Here is an 18,670-nt window from a genome sequence, read left to right as displayed (position 1 = left end):
AACCGAGCCTTGCATTAACTCCGTTTGTGTCTAGCCGGTGTCCACGCGATGCCCGCATGATAGGTACGGTGTTAAGAAGGTGAAGATTTCGTTTCTCTAGCGGGTCGGGATCCGTGCTCCACTATCAGCCGAACAAGGAATTGGGCGAGACGACCGCGACTGCACCTGCGCAGTCAAACGGCCGCGGACGAAAGCTGCACGTGCTTCTCGCGCAAACCCAGGCCGAGAACGCCGGCGCGCAGGAGATCTCCAGGCTGCTCGGCGCCGGGCTGACCGCGCGCGGCTACCGCGTCACCAACCTCTTCTTCTTCCGCAAATCGGATTCCTTCGACGAGCCGCCCGATACGCTCTACTGCGCGCCGAGCCGGCCGGGCAATCCGCTGGCGCTGCTGCGGATGCTGTGGACGCTCGGCCGTCATGTCAGGACGATCGAGCCCGACGCCGTTCTGACATTCCAGCATTTCGGCAACGTCATCGGCGCCGGCGTGACGCGCCTCGTCAGCCGCGCACCTGTCATCGCCAATCAGGTTTCATCTGCGCTGTCGATGAGCTGGCCCGTTCGCACCGCCGATATCGTCATGGGCAGCGCCGGCTTCTTCGACCGCATCACGCTCAATTCGCACGATATGGAGCGCGAATATTCGGGCTATCCCGCAGCCTACCGGTCGCGCATGGTGCATGTGCCGCACGGCTTCGACGACAAGGCCCTCACCCTGACGAAAGAGGCCGCACGGCAGAGATTCAACCTGCCGCCGGATCGCGTCCTGCTTGGCTGCGCAGCAAGGCTGCATCCGCACAAGCGGCTCGACGCGGCCATCCGTCTGCTGCCGGATGAGCCGTCCTGGCATCTCGCGCTCGCCGGCCAGGGCGCCGACGAAGCCCGGCTGAGGCAGCTGGCGAGCGAGTTGAAGGTGTCGGACAGGCTGCATCTGCTCGGAGAAATCCCCCCGAGCCGGATGGCGGACTTTCTCGCCTGCCTGGACGTGTTCGTGTTCCCGACCCAGGCCGAGACTTTCGGTCTGGCTGCGGTCGAAGCGGCGAACGCCGGTGTTCCCTCGGTCGTCACCGATCTTCCTGTCCTGCGCGAAGTGTTGTCTTACGAAGGCAAGCCGACGGCGCTCTTCGTCGACGCCTCCGATCGTGCGATGCTGGCGGCGGCCGTCTCCAGGCTGCTGACGGACCAGCATTTGAGCGACGAGCTGCGACAAAACGCCAAAGGCCTGCGGTTGCGCTATTCGGTAGATGCCATGGTGGAGGAATACGTTCGAATTCTCGGCCAGGTCCTCTGACCGGACGATTGGAATGATGGGCTCGACATGATCATCGAGTTTCGCTGTGAACGTGAGTACGCGCGGCGCTGGATGAGCCGCGAGACGCTATCGATCGACGGCCGGGACGTTCCGGTTCAAATCGCGTGGACGGCAACGGCCGAGCCGCGGCCCGCAGGTCTCGACGCCCTGTTCGAGCTCGAGCGCATGGTGCTGCACAAGGGCCAGCACAGCGGCGCCAACAGGTTGAACGTCGATTCGGCGCCGACGCGGGCTCGCACCGAGACAGCCGACGTGATCGTCGATTTCACCGGCGGCGCGCGCGATCCGAGCAACTCCGCCCGGCTGTATCTCCGTCCGCTGTTCAATGGCGTCGCCGGCGAAAACGCCGCGCTCGCCGCCATCCTGGCCGGCGACCTGCCGGTGATCGACATCGTCAACGAGATCGACGGCTCGGTTCTCGATCGCGGCCATCCATCCAGCGAAATTGCCGCAGGCCTCGGCGGCGCGCTGGAAACCGTCATGGCGCGAACACTGACCATGGTCGCGGCGATCCTGTCGGGAAGCCCGCGGATTGTGCCGCAGCTGGCGCCCCTCGCCGGCAACGGCTCGCGCCGCGGCCCTGTTGGCTACGTCACACGCGGCCTTGCCGTCTCGATCGCCAAGGAGATCTATCGCCTCTGCTGCTATGCCCCGCATTGGCATGTCGGCTGGCGCTTCAATGACGGCGCAGGCGTCTGGCAGACCGGCGATCTATCAGGTCCAAGCTGGAACGTGCTGGGAGATCCCGGCAACCATTTCTACGCGGATCCCTTTCCGATCACGTGGCACGGGCGAACGTTCGTCTTCTTCGAGGACCTCGATCACCGCGTCGGCAAGGGCATCATCTCGGCGATCGAGTTCGGTGACAATGGGCCGACCGGCGCGGCCGTGCCGGTGCTGGAGGAGCCCTGGCACCTCTCCTATCCGTTTCTGATCGAAGACGGTGGCGAGTTGTGGATGATTCCGGAGAGCTCGATCCACAAGGACGTCGCTCTCTACAAGTGCGTTCGCTTCCCCGACAAATGGGAGCGGCACGCGACGCTGCTGTCGGGACTCGAGCTGGCCGATGTCACGATCACGCAGCACAACGGCCTGCACTATCTGTTCGGAGCCTGGCGCGACGGAACTGGCGGCTACTCGGATTCGCTGGCGATCTATTACGCCGATCACCTCCTGGGCCCCTGGCTGCCGCACGCCAGCAATCCGGTCCTGATCGACCGCGCGAGCACGCGGCCGGCGGGGAATTTCGTCACGATCAACGGCAGACTGTGGCGCCCGGTTCAGAACTGCACCGACGGATACGGGGCGGCGCTCGCACTGGCGGAAGTGGTCGAACTGTCGCCGACGACATTCAGGCAGATCGTCCGCCATTCCCTGAAGCCCGGACCGGCATGGCCCGGCAGGAAGCTCCACACCCTGAACCGCTGCGGCCGGCTCGAGGTGATCGACGGCTCGCATGTCCAACCCAAGACCCGCGCTCTCGCGAGCAGATCCCCATCTGCCGTGTTACCCGCGCGAACCAATCCCTCCACCGTCCGCTAGGGCGGAGCCAGTTGGCGGCCTTGCGCTGCGGACGGCGTGGATCAAACACGCCGCCCGTCGTTTCGTAGCTGGCCCCTCAGAAAGGGACGGCGTCCTACTGCGAGCGATCCGAGGTCCAGCCCTTGTACTGGGCAACATTGTCCCTGGTCACGAGCTTGGACGGCAGCAGCTCGACGGTCGAGGCCGGCTTCTCGCCATTGAGAATGCCGACGCCGACCTGCACGGCCCGCCGCGCCATGAAGAACGGGTCCTGCGAGGCCGAGGCCTGAATCTGCGGCGACTGCGGATCTTTCAGCGCGGCCTCGATATCGGGCGCGCCGTCGACCGCGGTGATGACGATGCCGCTGCGGTTCTGCTGGCGCGCCGCAAGATCGGTGCCGATCGCCTGCGGATCGTTGATGGCGAAGATGGCGTCGATCTTGGGGAAGCGGGTCAGATAGCCTTGCGCGACGGTGAGGCCGCCTTCGCGCGAGCCTTTGCCGTCCTGGTCGCTGGACAACACCTTGATGCCGGGGTTCTTCGAGAACACGTTCTTGCAACCGACGACGCGGTCGATCACGGCGGAGACCTGCGGGCCGTTCTGGATGATGACGTCCCCCTTGCCCCCCAACTTGTCGACGATGTACTGGCAGGAGATCTCGCCGGCCTGCACGTTGTTGGTGGTCACGGTGGCATCGGCGCCTTCGGCCGCAGTATCAACCGCGACGACGACGATGCCCGCCGCCTGCGCCTTCTTGATCGCCGGCCCGATCGCCTTGGGATCGCCGGGGTTGAGCAGGATCAGGTCGACGCCGGCGGCGATGAAATTGTCGATCTGGGTGACCTGCTTGCCGAGATCGTATTCGAAGCCAACCGCGGTGATCTTCACGTTGGGGTTGGTCTTCTTCGCCTCGAACTCGGCGCCCTTCGACAGCGCGACGAAGAACGGGTTACCCATCGAGCCCAGCGAGACGCCGATCGACTTGAGCTCCTTGGCGAAGGACGGCGCGGTGGTCAGGGCGAGCGCCATCGCGGCGCCGGCGAGCGTGGTCTTCTTCAACATTGGCTTCCTCCCTGGTCTGTCTTCGTCCCCGGCGCGGCAGACCAGTTGCCGCAACGGAACTTCGCTTTTCAAGTTCTGGCAGAGCCTTCAAGTTCTGGCGGAGCCCTGCAGCCGATAGCGATCGAGTGCCACGGCGCCGATGATCACCAGTCCCTTGATGACATACTGCCAGATGTCGGAGACGCCGACGAGAATGAGGCCGTTCGAGAGAACGGCGATGATCAGCGCCCCGACCAGCGTACCCCAGATCGAGCCGATGCCGCCGACGAACGAGGTGCCGCCGAGGATCACGGCGGTGATGGCGTCGAGCTCGTAGCTCTGTCCGAGCTGCAGGCCGTTGGCCGCATAGAGCCGCGCCGCCTGCATCGCCCCGCCGAGCCCGGCGAAAAGTCCGGAGACGCCGTAGACGAAGATCACCACGGCCCAGACCTTGATGCCGGCAAGCCGCGCCGCGCTCTCATTGCCGCCCACCGCATAGATGTGCACGCCGAGCACGGTCCGGCGCAGCACCAGCCACGAAATGACGATGACGAGCAAGGCGATCACCGAGAGCCACGGGATCGATGCGACGCCGGGAACGAGGGTCAGCGAGCCGTTGCCGATGAAGGCATAAGGAATGGACGGATTGAACACGGTGGTATCGGCCCCGAGCAGCCGCGCAAGGCCCCGCACGGCAGTGAGAGAGCCGAGCGTGACGATGAAGGGCGGCAGGCGGAGCAGCGCAATCAACGCGCCGTTGACGATTCCAAAACCAAGGCCGGTGAGCAGCGACGCCGGCAGCCACAGCATTCCAAGCTCCGGCAACTTGGAGAGCGTCAACCCGGCCATCGCGGAGGCCGCCAGGATCGAGCCGACCGAAAGGTCGATGCCGCCGGTGAGGATGACGAAGGTCATGCCTGCGGCGAGCACGGTGTTCACGGCGGCCTGCTGCAACACGATCCCGAGATTCTGCCCGGTGAAGAAACGTCCGTCGGACAGGAAATGGAAGCCGATGCAGAGGATCAGCAGCACCGGCAGCATACCCAGCGCGCTGATCAGCACCCTCACGCGCTGGCGCCTCGTCTCTGCGGCAGCACCGTTGGTCGTCGTCGGGGCGGACTGAGCCTCCGCAGCACCATTGTCAGGCATCGAGATGCTCCATCCCCGTGGCAAACGCCATGATGTCTTCCTGTGTCAGCGGCGAAGTGGGGCCGCGCGTGACCTCGCCGGCGATGTGCCCGGCGCGCATCACGACGACGCGGTCGCAGATGCCGATGATTTCGGGGAGATCGGACGAGATGACCAGGATCGCGGTGCCGGCCTTGGCCAGATTGTCGATGATCGAGTAGATTTCCGACTTGGCACCGACATCGACGCCGCGCGTCGGCTCGTCGAGGATCAACACCTTTGGCCCAATGGCCAGAAGCCGCGACAGCAGCAGCTTCTGCTGATTGCCGCCGGACAGGCCGCCGGCGGCGACGCCGACATTGGCGGCGCGGATGCTGAGACCTGCGAAGGCCCGGTCGGCGCGCTCGCGCGCCTTGTCGCGATCCAGGAACCAGCCGAGCTTCGCATCGCGGCCGAGCACGGCGAGATTGATGTTGTCCAGGCACGACATGTCGAGAAACAGCCCGAGCGCCTTCCTGTCCTCGGTCAGGTAGGCGATCCCGGCCTCGAGCGCCTCACTCGGCGTGCGGATCTCGATCGGGCGGCCCTCAAGCTCGAGACGCCCTGACGTTCGCGGCGCCGCCCCGATGATGAGATGCGCAAGCTCGGTGCGGCCGGCGCCGACGAGACCGGCGAGCCCGACCACCTCGCCCGCATGCACGGTGAGCGAGCAGCCCTTGACACGCCGGCCATCGGCCATGTCGATCGCAGCGAGCACGGGATGTCCCCGCCCCGCCTTGGGATCGTGGTCCTTCTTGTAGAACGATGAGACGTCGCGCCCCACCATCATCCGCACGATGGCGTCGGCACGAATCTCGCCCTTGTCGAGCGAGCCGACCAGCCGACCGTCGCGCAGCACGGTGACGCGGTCGCCGAGCGCGTAGACCTCGTCCATGCGATGCGAGATGTAGATGATGGCGAGTCCCTCGGCGCGAAGCTGGCGGATCAGCGCGAACAGCCGCGCGCTCTCGCCGGCAGACAACGCGGTGGTCGGCTCGTCCATGATCAGGATCTTTGATCTCGCGTGCAGCGCACGCGCGATCTCGACAAGTTGCCGCTGCCCCATGGAGAGATGCGCGACCAGCGTCGATGGCAGGAAGTCTGCGCCCAGCCGTTTCAGGATGGGACCGACGCCCTCGCGCATCTCGCCGCGCGCCAGCATTCCCGAACGCGAGATCTCGCGGCCGAGATAGATATTCTCCGCCACGGTGAGGTTGGGAGCGAGCGACAGTTCCTGATAGATGATGGCGATGCCTGCGTTGCGGCCGCCGAGCGGACCTTCGATCCGTACCGGGTGTCCTTCGATGCGGATCTCGCCGCCGGGATCGGGCCTGTAGGCGCCGGACAGGATCTTCATCAGCGTCGACTTGCCGGCGCCGTTCTCCCCCATCAAGGCATGGACTTCGCCGGCATAGACGGTGAGATCGACAGCACGCAGCGCCTTGATGCCGAAGAAGGATTTTGAGACCCCGCGCATCTCGAGGATCGGATCGTTCATCGTGCCTCCCGGCGCAATGCGTTTCCCACCCGCGTCTCGATCTTCTGTCAGCGCGGCTCACGCATTAAACAAAAGGCCGCGGCGCAGGGCAATACTGAACACAACAGAATGCAACGTCGCGGCGGCGCTAGTGGCGCGGCCGATACAGTTCGCGCCACGCGGGAAGCCGCTCGGCATACGCATCCGTCAGCCCGGCGTCAGGTTCGAATGCTTCGATGCGCTGCGGCCGCGTGCATACCGTGTCGATTGCCTCACCGGTGACAGCAAGTCGCCCCAATCTCGCCGCACCGAACGCCGCGCCGGTCTCGCCTCCGGCCAGACGATGGATCGGTACGTTCAGTACGTTCGCCAGCACCGAGAGCCAGAACGCCGACCGTGAGCCACCGCCGATGACATCGGCCTCCGCAATCTCGATGCCGGCATCGGCGAGCGCATCGCGGCAATCGGCAAGTGCGAAGGCAACGCCTTCGAGCACAGCCTGCACGACCGCCGTGCGATCGGTGCCATGACTCAAGCCGTCGAGCGTGCCGCGCACGGCGGGGTCGTCATGCGGCGTCCGCTCGCCGGCAAGATACGGCAGGAAGCTCACCGGCGACGGCGCCTGCGGACGCGACCCCAACGGCGCCAGCAACTCGGCCTCGGTGATGCCGAACAGGCGCGCGGCCCAGGCGAGGCAGGAGGCGGCCGAGAGGATCGCGCCGGCCTGAATCCACATGCCGGGAACGGCGTGACAAAACGTATGCACCGCACGGTCCGCGTTGGCGGCGATTGTGCTGGTCGGCGCCAGCAAGGCGCCTGAGGTTCCCAGCGATATGAACGCGGTTCCCGGCGCGATGGCGCCGATGCCGACGGCGCCGGCCGGATTGTCGCCGGCACCGCCCGCAATGATCGGCGGCCTGGTCATGCCCCAGCGCCGCGCCAGCTCACCTCGCAGGATCGTTGCGGGCGCGCATCCCTCGACCAGACGCGGCATGTGATCGCGCGACAGGCCGGTCGCCGCCAGCGCCGCGTCCGACCAGTCCCGGCGCGCGGCGTCGAGCCATAGGGATCCCGATGCGTCCGAGACGTCCTCGATGGCCTCACCGGACAGTACCAGCCGTAGATAGGCCTTTGGCAGCAGGACGAGCTTCGTCGCCGCAAAGACGTCAGGCTCGTGCGTCGCGATCCAGAGCAATTTTGGCGCGGTGAATCCCGGCATCGCCTTGTTGCCGGTCGTCGCGCGCAAGGCGGGCCAGCGTTGCTCCAGGACGCGACACTCAGCGGCCGAGCGTCCGTCGTTCCAGAGGATGCAAGGCCGCAAGGGTCTCGAGCTCGCATCGAGCAGGGTGGCGCCGTGCATCTGGCCGGACAATCCGATGCCCTCGACGGCCGCCAGCTCCGTTCCATGCGACGCCTTCAAGGCATCCAGCGTGGCGAAGACCGCATCGATCCATTGCGCGGGGTCCTGCTCGGAATAGCCTGGCCGCGGCGAGGCGGTCGCGAGCGGGCGGCTCTCGCTTGCAATCACGCGCTGGGCATCGTCGACGAGGACGGTCTTGACTGCGGACGTCCCGAGATCGATGCCGAGATACATGGATGCTTCCCGCTCATTTCGCCGCGTCGATCCAGATCCCCGGCTCCGAACGCTCGCGAATATAGCTGACCAGGAAGTCGGAGAAGACCCTGATCTTGGCGGGCAGCCTGACGCGGTTTTGATAGGCGATGTTCATGGTGAGCAGCGGAAGCTGCCAATCTCTCAGGACGGGCACCAGCCGGCCGGCCGCGAGATCGCTCTGCACGATGTAGAGCGGCTGGATCAGGATGCCGAGCCCCGCGCGCGCCGCACCACAGATGATCTGGCCGTCATTGCTGTCGAGCGTCGGCGCGATCCGGACCGTCTGCGTCGTGCTGCCCTGGCTCAGCTTCAACGAATAGGGATCATTGGCGAGATTGTAGATCAGCATGTTGTGGCGAGCGAGATCGGCCGGATGCTCCGGCACGCCATGCTTCTCCAGATATGACGGGGCAGCGGCGAGCACGCGGTGCATCTGGCCGATACGGCGCACGACGATGTTGGAATCCGGCTCGTGTTCCCGCGTGCGGATCGCGACGTCGATGCCGGCCTCGATGAAGTCCAGATAGCGGTTTGCGCTGATGATCTGCACGCTGAGATCAGGATAGAGCGCGCGGAAGGCGGGCAGCATTGGCGCGAGGTAGATCATCGCGAAGGACAGCGAAGACGTCACGCGCAGCATGCCCTTCGGCGACAGCGCGCGGTCGGAGACGGCGTCCTCGGCCTCGGCGAGCTCGTTCAGCAGCGTGCTGCAGCGTTGCAACAGCTCCTGCCCTGCCTCGGTCAGCCATTGCCGGCGCGTGTTGCGCTCGATCAGCCGGACCGCAAGCCGCTCCTCCAGCGCGCTGAGGTGACGACTGGCGGCCGCGTTCGACATGCGCAGGATTTCGGCAGCTTTGGAAAGACTGCCGAGTTCGGCCGTTTTGGAGAAGACCTCGAGTTGGAGCAGCCGGTCCATTTTTGCTAAAAGAGGAAAAGAGACTTACAAATTTTGACCTTTATTTCCGATTTCTGCAAGTCAAAATGGCGCCAACAAAGCACTATTGCAGGCGAGGAAATCAGGAAATGTCGGGCCCGATCAGGCACATCGTGATGTGGCGGCTGCGCGGGGAGACCCCCGAGGAGCGCTCCGCCGCCCGGGTCAAGGTCAAGACCCTGTTCGAGGGCCTCAAGGGACGGATCGACGGCCTCACCCATATCGAGGTCGGCATGGACGTCAGTGCCGTCGACTATGCCTGCGACGTGGTCCTGTTCTCCGAATTCACCGACCAGGCCGCGCTCAGCGCCTATGCCAACCATCCGGAACATCTGCGCGTCCGCGAGGCGCTTGGCGACTTGCGGATCGGACGCTTCCAGGTCGATTATCCCATCAAAGAGACCGGCGCATGATCGGTTCGTTCACCTTTGAAAACCTGCCCTGCCGTGTCGTGTTCGGCAGCGGAACCTTGGCTGCGGCGAAGGCCGAAGTCGAGCGGCTCGGCGGCACGCGCGCGCTGGTGCTGACGACGCCGCAGCAGGAGGCGCAGGGCAAAAGTCTCGGGGCCGCGCTCGGCGCGCTCTATGCCGGCATCTTTCCCGGCGCCACCATGCATACCCCGGTCGAGGTCACCGAGCGGGCGCTCGCCGCGATGAAGGCGTGCGAGGCCGACTGCGTCGTGGCGCTCGGCGGCGGCTCGACCACGGGCCTCGGCAAGGCGCTGGCCTTGCGCACCGGCGTCAACCAGCTCTGCATTCCCACCACCTATGCCGGCTCGGAGATGACGCCGATCGTCGGCCAGACCGAGAACGGCCTGAAGACCACGGTGCGCGACGCAGCGATCCTGCCGGAGACCGTGATCTATGATGTCGACCTGACTCTGACGCTGCCGGCGAGCATGGCCGCGACCTCGGGCATCAATGCGATCGCCCATGCGGTCGAGGCGCTCTATGCGCGCGATACCAATCCCGTCACATCGCTGATGGCGGAAGAAGGCATCCGCGCGCTGGCCCGCGCCCTGCCCGCGATCGCCGCGAAAAGCGACGACCGCGAGGCGCGCACCGAGGCGCTCTATGGCGCCTGGCTGTGCGGCGTCTGCCTCGGCACCGTCGGCATGGCGCTGCATCACAAACTTTGCCACACACTCGGCGGCACTTTTGATCTGCCTCACGCGGAAACCCACACTATCGTGCTGCCGCATGCGCTCGCCTACAACGCGCCGGCCGTGCCCGATGCGATGACGCGGATCTCGCGCGCGATCGGCGCGGCCGATGCGGCGCGGGGACTCTTCGATCTCGCAAGACAGCTCGGTGCGAAGCTGGCGCTGCGCGATATCGGCATGCCCGAGAGCGGGATCGACAGGGCGGCCGATCTTGCGGTGACGAATGCCTATTGGAATCCGCGTCCGCTCGACCGCAACGCCATCCGCGACCTGATCGCACGCGCCTGGGCCGGCGAGCCGCCCGGCGCCGTCAAAGCGGCGGCTTGAGGCGATGCGACGCACGCTGATCAGATCGGCCACCGTCATCACCATGGATGACGCGATCGGCGACCTCGCGACCGGCGACGTGCTGGTCGAGGGCAGCCGCATCATTGACGTGCGCCCGTCGATCGACGTCGCGGCCGACACGGAGGTTGTCGACGGCGCGGGCCGCATCGTCATCCCCGGTCTGATCAACGCCCACATGCATACCTGGCAGACGGGCTTGCGCGGTTTTGCCGCGAACTGGACGCTGCTGGAATATTTCCGCCGCATGCATGCCGGGCTCGCGACCGTGTTCCGGCCCGACGACATCCACATCGCCACCCTCGTCGGCGCGCTGAACCAGATCAACCACGGCGTCACGACGCTGGTCGACTGGTGCCACAACAATCCGACGCCAGATCACACCGACGCTGCCGTGCGCGGCCTGATCGAGAGCGGCATCCGCGCCGCCTTCTTCCATGGTTCGCCCAAACCGGAGCCGAAGCCGGACGAGCCGCATTTCTCGGAAGTGCCGCATCCGCGCCGCGAAGTCGAGCGGCTGCTGGCCGGCCCCCTCGCCGATCGCGACGGCCTCGTCACGCTCGGGCTCGCGATCCTAGGCCCGCATTATTCGACGCTCGATGTCGCCATGCACGATTTCCGCCTGGCGCGCGAACTGAAGCTGATCGCGTCGATGCATCAGGGCGGCGGACCGGCGAAAACGCCCGGCGGTTGGGAGAAGCTGATCGAGGCCGGCCTCGTCGGCTCCGGCGTCAACGTCGTCCATGGCAATGATCTGCCCGACGCGTTGCTGGACCGGATGGTCGATCTCGGCGTGTCCTTCTCGGTCACGCCCGAGAACGAGATGATCCAGGGCCACGGCTTCCCGATCACCGGGCGGCTGCTCGAACGCGGCGTGCGACCGACCATCGGCGTCAATCTGGAATCGGTGCTGGCCGGCGATCTACTCTCCGCCGCACGCGTCGCCCTCTCCATGCAGAGGGCACTCGACAACGCGGAGGCGCGCAAGATCCACGGCACCATTCCGGCGACGACCACGATTCCCGTCCGGGAGGCGCTGCGCTGGCTCACGATGGAAGGCGCCCGCATGCTCGGTCGCGAGCACCACATCGGCTCGCTGACGCCCGGCAAGCTGGCCGACCTCGTCATCGTCAACGCCTCCGACCTCAATCTCCATCCGGTCCACGATCCCGTCGCGACCGTGGTGATGCAGACGAGCCTCGCCAATATCGAGGCCGTCATGATCGGCGGTGCGTGGAAGAAGCGGAGCGGCCGGCTGCTGGTCAACGATCTGGAGACGAAGAAAGAGCTGCTGGCGCGATCGGGGCGCCGGCTGGTGCAGGACATCGAACGACAAGGACGCGCCGCCTGAAGGCGCCCATGGACAGGAACAATGACAGACACCTCTAAAAGCGTCGCGTTCATCGGTATCGGCAAGATGGGTCTGCCGATGTCGGTGCTCGTCGCCAAGGCCGGCTACGCCGTCACCGCGTTCGACCAGAGCGCCGCGCGGATCGCGGAGGCGCGTGCGCAGGGCATTTCGATTGCCGCTTCGCCCGCCGAGGCCGTGAGCGGCAAGGCCGCCGTCATCACATCCCTGCCCGACGACGCCGCTTTGCGCGGCGCGCTGCTCGGCTCCGCCGGCCTCATTGCGGCGATGGCGCCCGAAACCGTCCTGATCGAAACCAGCACGGTGAGCGTCGAGGCCTCCACGGAGGTTGCAGCCGCGGCGCAGGCGCGCGACATCGCCTATCTGCGTTCGCCGGTCTCCGGCAACGCCAGCATCGTTCACACCGGTGCCCTGACTTGCTTCATCTCGGGTCCGAAGGACGCCTTCGACAACGCAAAACCTCTGTTTGCTGCCTTCACCCGCGCGCAGACCTATCTCGGGCCGACCGAGGAAGCGCGCTACGCAAAGCTCTCGGTCAATCTGATGATCGCGGTGTCGGCGGCGATGATGGCGGAGAGTCTCGCATTGGCGCGCAAGGGCGGCATCGCCTGGCAGGACATCCTGAAAGTGCTCGACGACAGCGCGGTCGCCTCCCCCATGGTGAAGTACAAGACCGCACCGCTGCGCACGCGGGACTTCAAGTCCACCTTCTCCTGCAAGCAGATGGCCAAGGATCTCGATCTCATCCTCGGCGCCGGCCATGCCGTCGGCGTGCCGCTTCAACTCGCCGCGCAGGTGCGCGAGACCTATGGCTCGCTGGTCGCGCAAGGCGACGGCGACACCGACTTCATCGCGACCGTCAAGCACCTGGAACGGCTGTCCGGCCTCGGCGAACCCACACTCTGATCCACGGAGCCCATATGCGTAACTTCGACGAGACCACGATCACCGACGCGGTGCTGGAGCGGATCGCGGGCGCGTCCGATCCGCGCATCAAGGAGGTCAGCGAGGCGCTGGTGCGGCACTTGCACGCCTTCGTTCGCGAGGTGCGGCCGACCCAGAAGGAATGGGAGTTCGGCATCGACTTCCTGACCCGCACCGGCCACATGTGCAACGACAAGCGCCAGGAATTCATCCTGCTGTCGGACACGCTCGGCGTCTCCATGCTGGTCGACGCGATCAATCATCCGGTGCCGGAAGGCGCGACTGAGACCACGGTGCTTGGCCCGTTCTTCGTTCAGGCTGCGCCCGAAAAGGACAGCGGCGCCGACATCTCCGGCCCGATGGAAGGCGATCCGATGCTGGTCACCGGCTCGGTTTCGACCGTGGACGGCAAGCCGCTCGTGGGCGCCATCGTCGATGTCTGGCATTCCGACGACGACGGCTATTACGACGTGCAGCAGCTCGACCAGATCGGCGATCTCGCGATGCGCGCCCGCTTTCACACCGACGCCAACGGCCGCTTCCATTTCTGGTCGATCAAGCCTGCCGCCTATCCCATCCCGCATGACGGCCCGGTCGGGGACATGCTGGAGGCCCAGGGCCGCCATCCCTGGCGTCCCGCGCACGTGCACTTCATGATCTCGGCACCGGGCTTCGAGCAGCTCGTCACGCACGTGTTCGTGGCCGGCGACAAATATCTCGACAGCGACGTGGTGTTCGGCGTCAAGGACAGTCTGATCCGCGAATTCACCAGGCATCCCGCCGGCCGTGCGCCGGATGGTCGCATGGTGGACAGCGACTATTTTCATCTCAACTATGATTTCGGCCTGAAGCAGGTTGCGAGCAGCGCAAGAGCCGCCTAAGCCGAACGACAACAGAGCGGACCGGCAAGCGTCCGCGATCGGAGCAGACAGGGAGCAAGGATGGGACCGCGGGTCAGCACGAGCATATTGGCCGATCGCCTCACCGGCATGATCGGCCCGCGCGCGAGCGTTGCGCGCGGCGTGCTCGATCAGCATGGGCAGAGCGAGTCGCATTATCGGAGCCTGCCGCCCGACATCGTCGTCTTCCCCGAAACGACGCAGGAGGTCGCGGAAATCGTCAAGCTCTGCGCCAGTGCGAGCATGCCGGTCGTGCCGTACGGCGCGGGGACCTCGCTCGAAGGCAATGCCGCCGCGGTCGCCGGCGGCGTCTGCTTCGACTTCGCGCGCATGAACAAGGTGCTGGCGGTGCACGACAGCGACATGGATGTCGTCGTGCAACCCGGCATCACGCGCAAGCAGCTCAATGCCGAGCTGCGCAATACCGGCCTGTTCTTCCCGATCGATCCCGGCGCCGACGCCTCGATCGGCGGCATAACGTCGACGCGCGCCTCCGGCACCATGGCCGTGCGCTACGGAACCATGAAGGACAATGTCATGGCGCTGGAGGTGGTGCTGGCCGACGGCCGCGTGATCCGCACCGCCAAACGCGCACGAAAGTCCGCCGCCGGCTATGACCTGACACGCATGTTCGTCGGCGCCGAAGGCACGCTCGGTGTCATCACCGAGATCACCTTGAAGGTGCACCCCGTGCCGCAGGCCATCTCGGCCGCGGTGTGCAGCTTCGACACCCTGCACGATGCCGTCGACACCGCGATCTCGGTGATCCAGTCTGCGATTCCCGTGGCGCGCGTCGAACTGCTCGACGACGTCATGATGCGCGGCATCAACGCCTACGCCAAGCTCGGCTATCGCGAGGCCCCCACCCTGTTCTTCGAATTCCATGGCTCCGAGGCCTCCGTCGCCGAGCAGGCCGAGGCCGCGCAGGCGATCGCCGCCGACCATGGCGGCCATGGCTTTGCCTGGGCGAAGGCACAGGAAGACCGCAGCCGGCTCTGGCATGCCCGCGACAACACGCTCTATGCCGGCCTCGGCCTGCGACCCGGCGCACGCGCCGTGATCACCGATGTCTGCGTGCCGATCTCGCGGCTGGCGGAATGCCTGACCGAAACGCGGCGCGACGCGGACGAGCACGGTTTTACCGCGCCGATCGTCGGCCATGTCGGCGACGGCAATTTCCACATGCTGATCCTGATCGATCCGGCAAAGCCCGAGGAGGCCGAAGCCGCCAAGGCGCTGCAGGCCCGCATGGTCTCCCGCGCCATCGCCATGGACGGCACCTGCACCGGCGAGCACGGCATCGGGCTCGGCAAGATCGACTATCTCACCGATGAGCTCGGCGAGGCCGTGGATGTGATGCGATCGATCAAGACCGCGCTCGATCCGAAGGGCCTGATGAACCCCGGCAAGATCTTTGCGAGCGGAGCCAAATCATGAGCAACAAGTCATGAGCGACGCCCTCCCGATCGAGGTCACCTCGCCCACGCCGCTCCTGGAGCTGCGCGGCATCAGCAAGGAGTTTCCCGGCGTCAAGGCGCTGGATGACGTGTCCTTTGCCGTCTACCCCGGCGAAGTCCACATGCTGCTGGGCGAGAACGGCGCCGGCAAGTCGAGCTTGATGAAGGTGCTGTGCGGCGCTTACCGCGCCGATGCCGGCGAGTTCTATTACAACGGCGCGAAGGTCACGATCTCGTCCACTGCCGATGCGCAGAAGCTCGGCATCGCCGTGATCTTCCAGGAATTCTCCCTGGTCCCCTATCTCGATATCGCCCAGAACATCTTCCTCGGCCGCGAGCCGAAGGGCCGTATTCCCGGCACCATCGACCGCCGCAGGATATTGGCCGATGCCAGGCGCGTGCTCGATACGATCGGCTTCGACATCGATCCCTCCACCACCGTCGACAAGCTGGGCGTCGCGCAGCAGCAGATGGTGGAGATTGCGAAAGCGATCAGCCAGAACGCACGCATCCTCGTGATGGACGAGCCGACTGCCGCGTTGTCTGACCGCGAGACCGAGCTGCTGTTTGCGCTGATCGCGCGGCTGAAGGCTGATGGCGTGTCGATCGTCTACATCTCGCACCGCATGGCCGAGGTGTTCGCGCTCGGTGACCGCATCACGGTGCTGCGCGACGGCCGCCGCATCGACGGCGTCAGGCCGGCCGACGTCACGCCGGACCAGCTCGTGCGCATGATGGTCGGCCGCAATGTCGACATGACCTATCCACGGCACTTTGCCGACAAACCGGGGGAGCTCCTGCTCGAGGTCAAGGGCCTCTCCGCATCGACCGGCATCTCCGACATCAACATCGAGGTGCGGCGGGGCGAGATCGTCGGCCTGTGCGGCCTGGTCGGCTCCGGCCGCAGCGAAGTGGCGCGCGCCATCTTCGGCGCCGATCCCGTGACGTCGGGCGAGATCATCTTTGACGGCAAGGTTATTTCCGGCGAGCCGGATCTCGCAGCTCGCCGCGGCATCGCGCTGATCCCGGAGAGCCGCAAGAGCGAAGGCCTCGCGCTGCTGCGCTCGGTGAGCGACAACCTCGTGGTCTCGGCGCTGAAGAAGCTTTTCCCGAGCGGACTGTTCGATCAGCGCAGCGCGCAGCGCACCGCCGATGGCCTGATCCGGCAGCTTCGCATCGCGACCCCAAGCGCGCGGCAGACCGTCGGCCTGCTCTCCGGCGGCAACCAGCAGAAGGTCGTGATCGGCAAATGGCTGGCGGCCGGCTCGAAACTCTTCATCTTCGACGAGCCGACACGGGGCATCGACATCGGTGCCAAATCCGAGATCTTCGCGCTCATCGATCGACTGGTGGCCGAAGGCGCGGCAGCCCTGATGATCTCGTCCGAGCAGATCGAGATCTGCCATGTCTGCGACCGCGCCTATGTGATGCGCGAGGGGCGCATTGCCGGACACCTGACGCGCAACGAACTGACCGAGGAGAACATCGTGCGACTGGGGATGCATCATGCGTGAGGCCGCGGTCGTCGCTCAATCCAATCCGCTGCAACGGATTCCCGGCGTCGCCATCGTGCTGGCGCTCCTGATCGCGCTGTTCAGCGTCATCGCGCCGGGCTTCCTGTCGGTCGCCAACCTCTCGAACGTGCTGGTGCAGTCGACCATCCTGACCATGCTCGCGCTGCCGATGACCTTGATCATCATGACCGAGGGCCTGGACCTGTCGATGGGCGCGGTGCTGACGCTGACCTCGCTCTGCGTCGCAATCGTGTCGCTGGCCACCAAATCGATGCTGCTGGGCTTAGGCGCCGGCCTGCTGGTAGGCACGGCCTTCGGGATCGCCAATGGCTGGCTGGTCGCCATGTCAGGCATCCCGCCCTTCGTCGCGACGCTGGGCACGCTCGGCATGGCGCAGGGCCTGTCGCTGATCGTCAGCGACGGCCAGAGCGTGGTCGGCATTCCCCATAGCGTGCGCGACATCTATTCGGCGACGCTTCTCGGCATCCCCGTGCCGATCGTGATGGCGCTGGTGACCTATGCGGCGTTCCACGCCCTGCTCTATCACACCCGCTTCGGCACCTACATCTTCGCGCTCGGCGGCAACCGCGAGGCGCTGCGCTATGCCGGTCTCTCGCCGAACCGGCTCCTGATCGCGGTCTATGCGATCGGCGGCGCCATGGCCGGCATCGCCGGCCTGTTGATGACGGCGCGAATGAATTCCGGTCATCCGACTGCAGGCCTCGGCCTCGAATTCGATGCGATCGCGGCCGTCGCCGTCGGCGGCACCTCGTTCGAGCGCGGCAATGGCTGGCTGCTCGGCACACTGCTCGGTGTCCTCTCCGTCGGCGTGCTGCGCAACGGGCTGAACCTGATCTCGCTGCCGTCCTCGGTGCAGGTCGCAAGCGTCGGCGTCCTCGTCATCGTTGCCCTGTTCCTCGATGGCCTCAGGAGCCGGACATGACCGACATCACCAAGGACGCCATGATGCCGCCCCGCTCCTTCCTGTCGCAGGATGCCATCCAGGTGTTCTACCGCCTGCTCGCGGCGCTCCTGATCTGTGCGGTACTCGCCGTGCTCAGCGATTCCTTCCTGAGCCTCGGCAACATCCTCAACGTGCTGCGCCAGGCCAGCCTGACCTTCTTCATCGCCTCCGGCCTGACGCTGGTGGTGCTGACCGCCGGCCTCGATCTCTCCGTCGGCGCCAATGTCGCGCTGTCGGCCTGCATCGCCGGCACCGTGATCCACAAGACCGGCTCGCCCGCGCTCGGCATCCTCACCGGGCTTGCCTGCGGCGGCATCGTCGGCTTACTCAACGGCATCATGGTGACGGCGCTGCGCATCCCCTCCTTCATCGCCACCTATGGCATGCTCTGGGTGCTGAACGGCCTCACCTATTGGTACATGGCGGGCGAGACATTGCACGGCTTTCCGGCCGGCTTCCGCCAGATCGGCAGCGGCTATCTGTTCGGCCTGCCGATCCCGGTCTATCTGCTGCTGGTGTTCCTCGGGATCGGGACGTTCTTCGCGCAGCGGACGATCTGGGGCCAGGAAATCTATGCGATCGGCGCCAATCCGGTCGCGGCCCGCCTCTCCGGAATTCCCGTCGCGCGCCGCCTGCTGCTGGTCTACGCGGTCTCCGGCACCATGGCGGGGCTCGCCTCGATCATCTTCCTGTCACGGCTCAATTCGGCCGAGGCCGACATCGGCGAGAGCCTGACGCTGCCGGCGATCGCGGCGGTGCTGATCGGCGGCACCTCGCTGTTCGGCGGCGTCGGCACCGTGTTCGGCACCTTCATCGGCGCGTTGATCCTGACCCTGGTGCTGAACGGCATGAACCTGCTCTCCGTCAGCGCCAACTGGCAGCCGCTGGTGACCGGCATCATCGTCATCCTGGCGGTCTGGCTCGACATGAAGACGCGCCGCCGCACGCAATGAGTTATAGTAATCCAACA

Annotated in this window: 16 protein-coding genes; 11 read left to right on the top strand and 5 right to left on the bottom strand. The window is 65.9% G+C overall.

Annotated elements, in window-relative coordinates; genetic code table 11:
- The first annotated feature begins 113 nt into the window (after positions 1 to 113).
- Both UNPF46_RS05505 and UNPF46_RS05500 read left to right on the top strand, forming a co-directional pair.
- Positions 114 to 1,289 (top strand): glycosyltransferase family 4 protein, encoded by a 1,176-nt coding sequence (locus tag UNPF46_RS05505; RefSeq protein WP_142249343.1) that lies wholly within the window; start codon positions 114 to 116, stop codon positions 1,287 to 1,289.
- 27 nt (positions 1,290 to 1,316) lie between these two features.
- Positions 1,317 to 2,852: a glucosamine inositolphosphorylceramide transferase family protein gene (locus UNPF46_RS05500; RefSeq protein WP_142249342.1), complete on the top strand. Its 1,536-nt coding sequence runs from the start codon at positions 1,317 to 1,319 to the stop codon at positions 2,850 to 2,852.
- Positions 2,853 to 2,946: 94 nt separating this feature from the next.
- Here the strand turns inward: UNPF46_RS05500 and UNPF46_RS05495 are convergent, their stop codons facing one another.
- From UNPF46_RS05495 to UNPF46_RS05475, 5 genes are all read right to left on the bottom strand, one after another.
- Entirely contained in the window at positions 2,947 to 3,894 is a 948-nt protein-coding gene (locus tag UNPF46_RS05495) for an ABC transporter substrate-binding protein (protein WP_100177729.1), read from the bottom strand.
- A gap of 87 nt (positions 3,895 to 3,981) precedes the next feature.
- On the bottom strand, positions 3,982 to 5,022 hold the full coding sequence (locus UNPF46_RS05490) for an ABC transporter permease subunit (RefSeq protein ID WP_142249341.1): 1,041 nt from the start codon (positions 5,020 to 5,022) through the stop codon (positions 3,982 to 3,984).
- Entirely contained in the window at positions 5,015 to 6,538 is a 1,524-nt protein-coding gene (locus UNPF46_RS05485; RefSeq protein WP_142249340.1) for a sugar ABC transporter ATP-binding protein, read from the bottom strand. Before UNPF46_RS05485 ends, UNPF46_RS05490 begins: the two co-directional genes overlap by 8 nt.
- Positions 6,539 to 6,665: 127 nt before the next feature.
- Positions 6,666 to 8,111: a xylulokinase gene (gene xylB, locus UNPF46_RS05480; RefSeq protein WP_142249339.1), complete on the bottom strand. Its 1,446-nt coding sequence runs from the start codon at positions 8,109 to 8,111 to the stop codon at positions 6,666 to 6,668.
- A gap of 13 nt (positions 8,112 to 8,124) precedes the next feature.
- Positions 8,125 to 9,048 carry a LysR family transcriptional regulator gene (locus UNPF46_RS05475; protein ID WP_142249338.1) on the bottom strand — a complete coding sequence of 308 codons (924 nt, stop codon included), beginning with the start codon at positions 9,046 to 9,048 and terminating at the stop codon, positions 8,125 to 8,127.
- 107 nt (positions 9,049 to 9,155) lie between these two features.
- Between UNPF46_RS05475 and UNPF46_RS05470 the strand changes: the two genes are divergently transcribed.
- From UNPF46_RS05470 to UNPF46_RS05430, 9 genes are read left to right on the top strand one after another with little or no spacing between them, the layout of a single operon-like run.
- Entirely contained in the window at positions 9,156 to 9,479 is a 324-nt protein-coding gene (locus tag UNPF46_RS05470) for a Dabb family protein (RefSeq protein WP_097659251.1), read from the top strand.
- Complete coding sequence (locus UNPF46_RS05465; protein ID WP_100177735.1) at positions 9,476 to 10,555, top strand: maleylacetate reductase; 1,080 nt, start codon at positions 9,476 to 9,478, stop codon at positions 10,553 to 10,555. The genes UNPF46_RS05470 and UNPF46_RS05465 overlap by 4 nt, the downstream gene beginning before the upstream one ends.
- 4 nt (positions 10,556 to 10,559) lie before the next feature.
- On the top strand, positions 10,560 to 11,924 hold the full coding sequence (locus tag UNPF46_RS05460; protein WP_142249337.1) for an amidohydrolase family protein: 1,365 nt from the start codon (positions 10,560 to 10,562) through the stop codon (positions 11,922 to 11,924).
- 21 nt (positions 11,925 to 11,945) lie between these two features.
- Positions 11,946 to 12,848 carry an NAD(P)-dependent oxidoreductase gene (locus UNPF46_RS05455; RefSeq protein WP_142249336.1) on the top strand — a complete coding sequence of 301 codons (903 nt, stop codon included), beginning with the start codon at positions 11,946 to 11,948 and terminating at the stop codon, positions 12,846 to 12,848.
- Between the two features lie 14 nt (positions 12,849 to 12,862).
- Positions 12,863 to 13,747 (top strand): intradiol ring-cleavage dioxygenase, encoded by an 885-nt coding sequence (locus tag UNPF46_RS05450; protein ID WP_142249335.1) that lies wholly within the window; start codon positions 12,863 to 12,865, stop codon positions 13,745 to 13,747.
- Positions 13,748 to 13,807: 60 nt separating this feature from the next.
- Positions 13,808 to 15,202: an FAD-linked oxidase C-terminal domain-containing protein gene (locus tag UNPF46_RS05445; protein ID WP_142249334.1), complete on the top strand. Its 1,395-nt coding sequence runs from the start codon at positions 13,808 to 13,810 to the stop codon at positions 15,200 to 15,202.
- A 10-nt stretch (positions 15,203 to 15,212) separates the two neighbouring features.
- Positions 15,213 to 16,736, top strand: a complete 1,524-nt coding sequence (locus UNPF46_RS05440; protein WP_142249333.1) for a sugar ABC transporter ATP-binding protein — start codon at positions 15,213 to 15,215, stop codon at positions 16,734 to 16,736.
- Positions 16,729 to 17,679, top strand: a complete 951-nt coding sequence (locus UNPF46_RS05435; protein WP_142249332.1) for an ABC transporter permease — start codon at positions 16,729 to 16,731, stop codon at positions 17,677 to 17,679. Before UNPF46_RS05440 ends, UNPF46_RS05435 begins: the two co-directional genes overlap by 8 nt.
- Positions 17,676 to 18,653 (top strand): ABC transporter permease, encoded by a 978-nt coding sequence (locus UNPF46_RS05430; RefSeq protein ID WP_142249331.1) that lies wholly within the window; start codon positions 17,676 to 17,678, stop codon positions 18,651 to 18,653. Before UNPF46_RS05435 ends, UNPF46_RS05430 begins: the two co-directional genes overlap by 4 nt.
- Positions 18,654 to 18,670: the final 17 nt, after the last annotated feature.

It is taken from the genome of Bradyrhizobium sp. UNPF46 (assembly GCF_006658625.1).
Classification (GTDB): Bacteria; Pseudomonadota; Alphaproteobacteria; order Rhizobiales; family Xanthobacteraceae; genus Bradyrhizobium; species Bradyrhizobium nitroreducens.
Note: the sequence above shows the minus strand (reverse complement) of the source record. Positions and strands in the feature narration are given on the sequence as shown.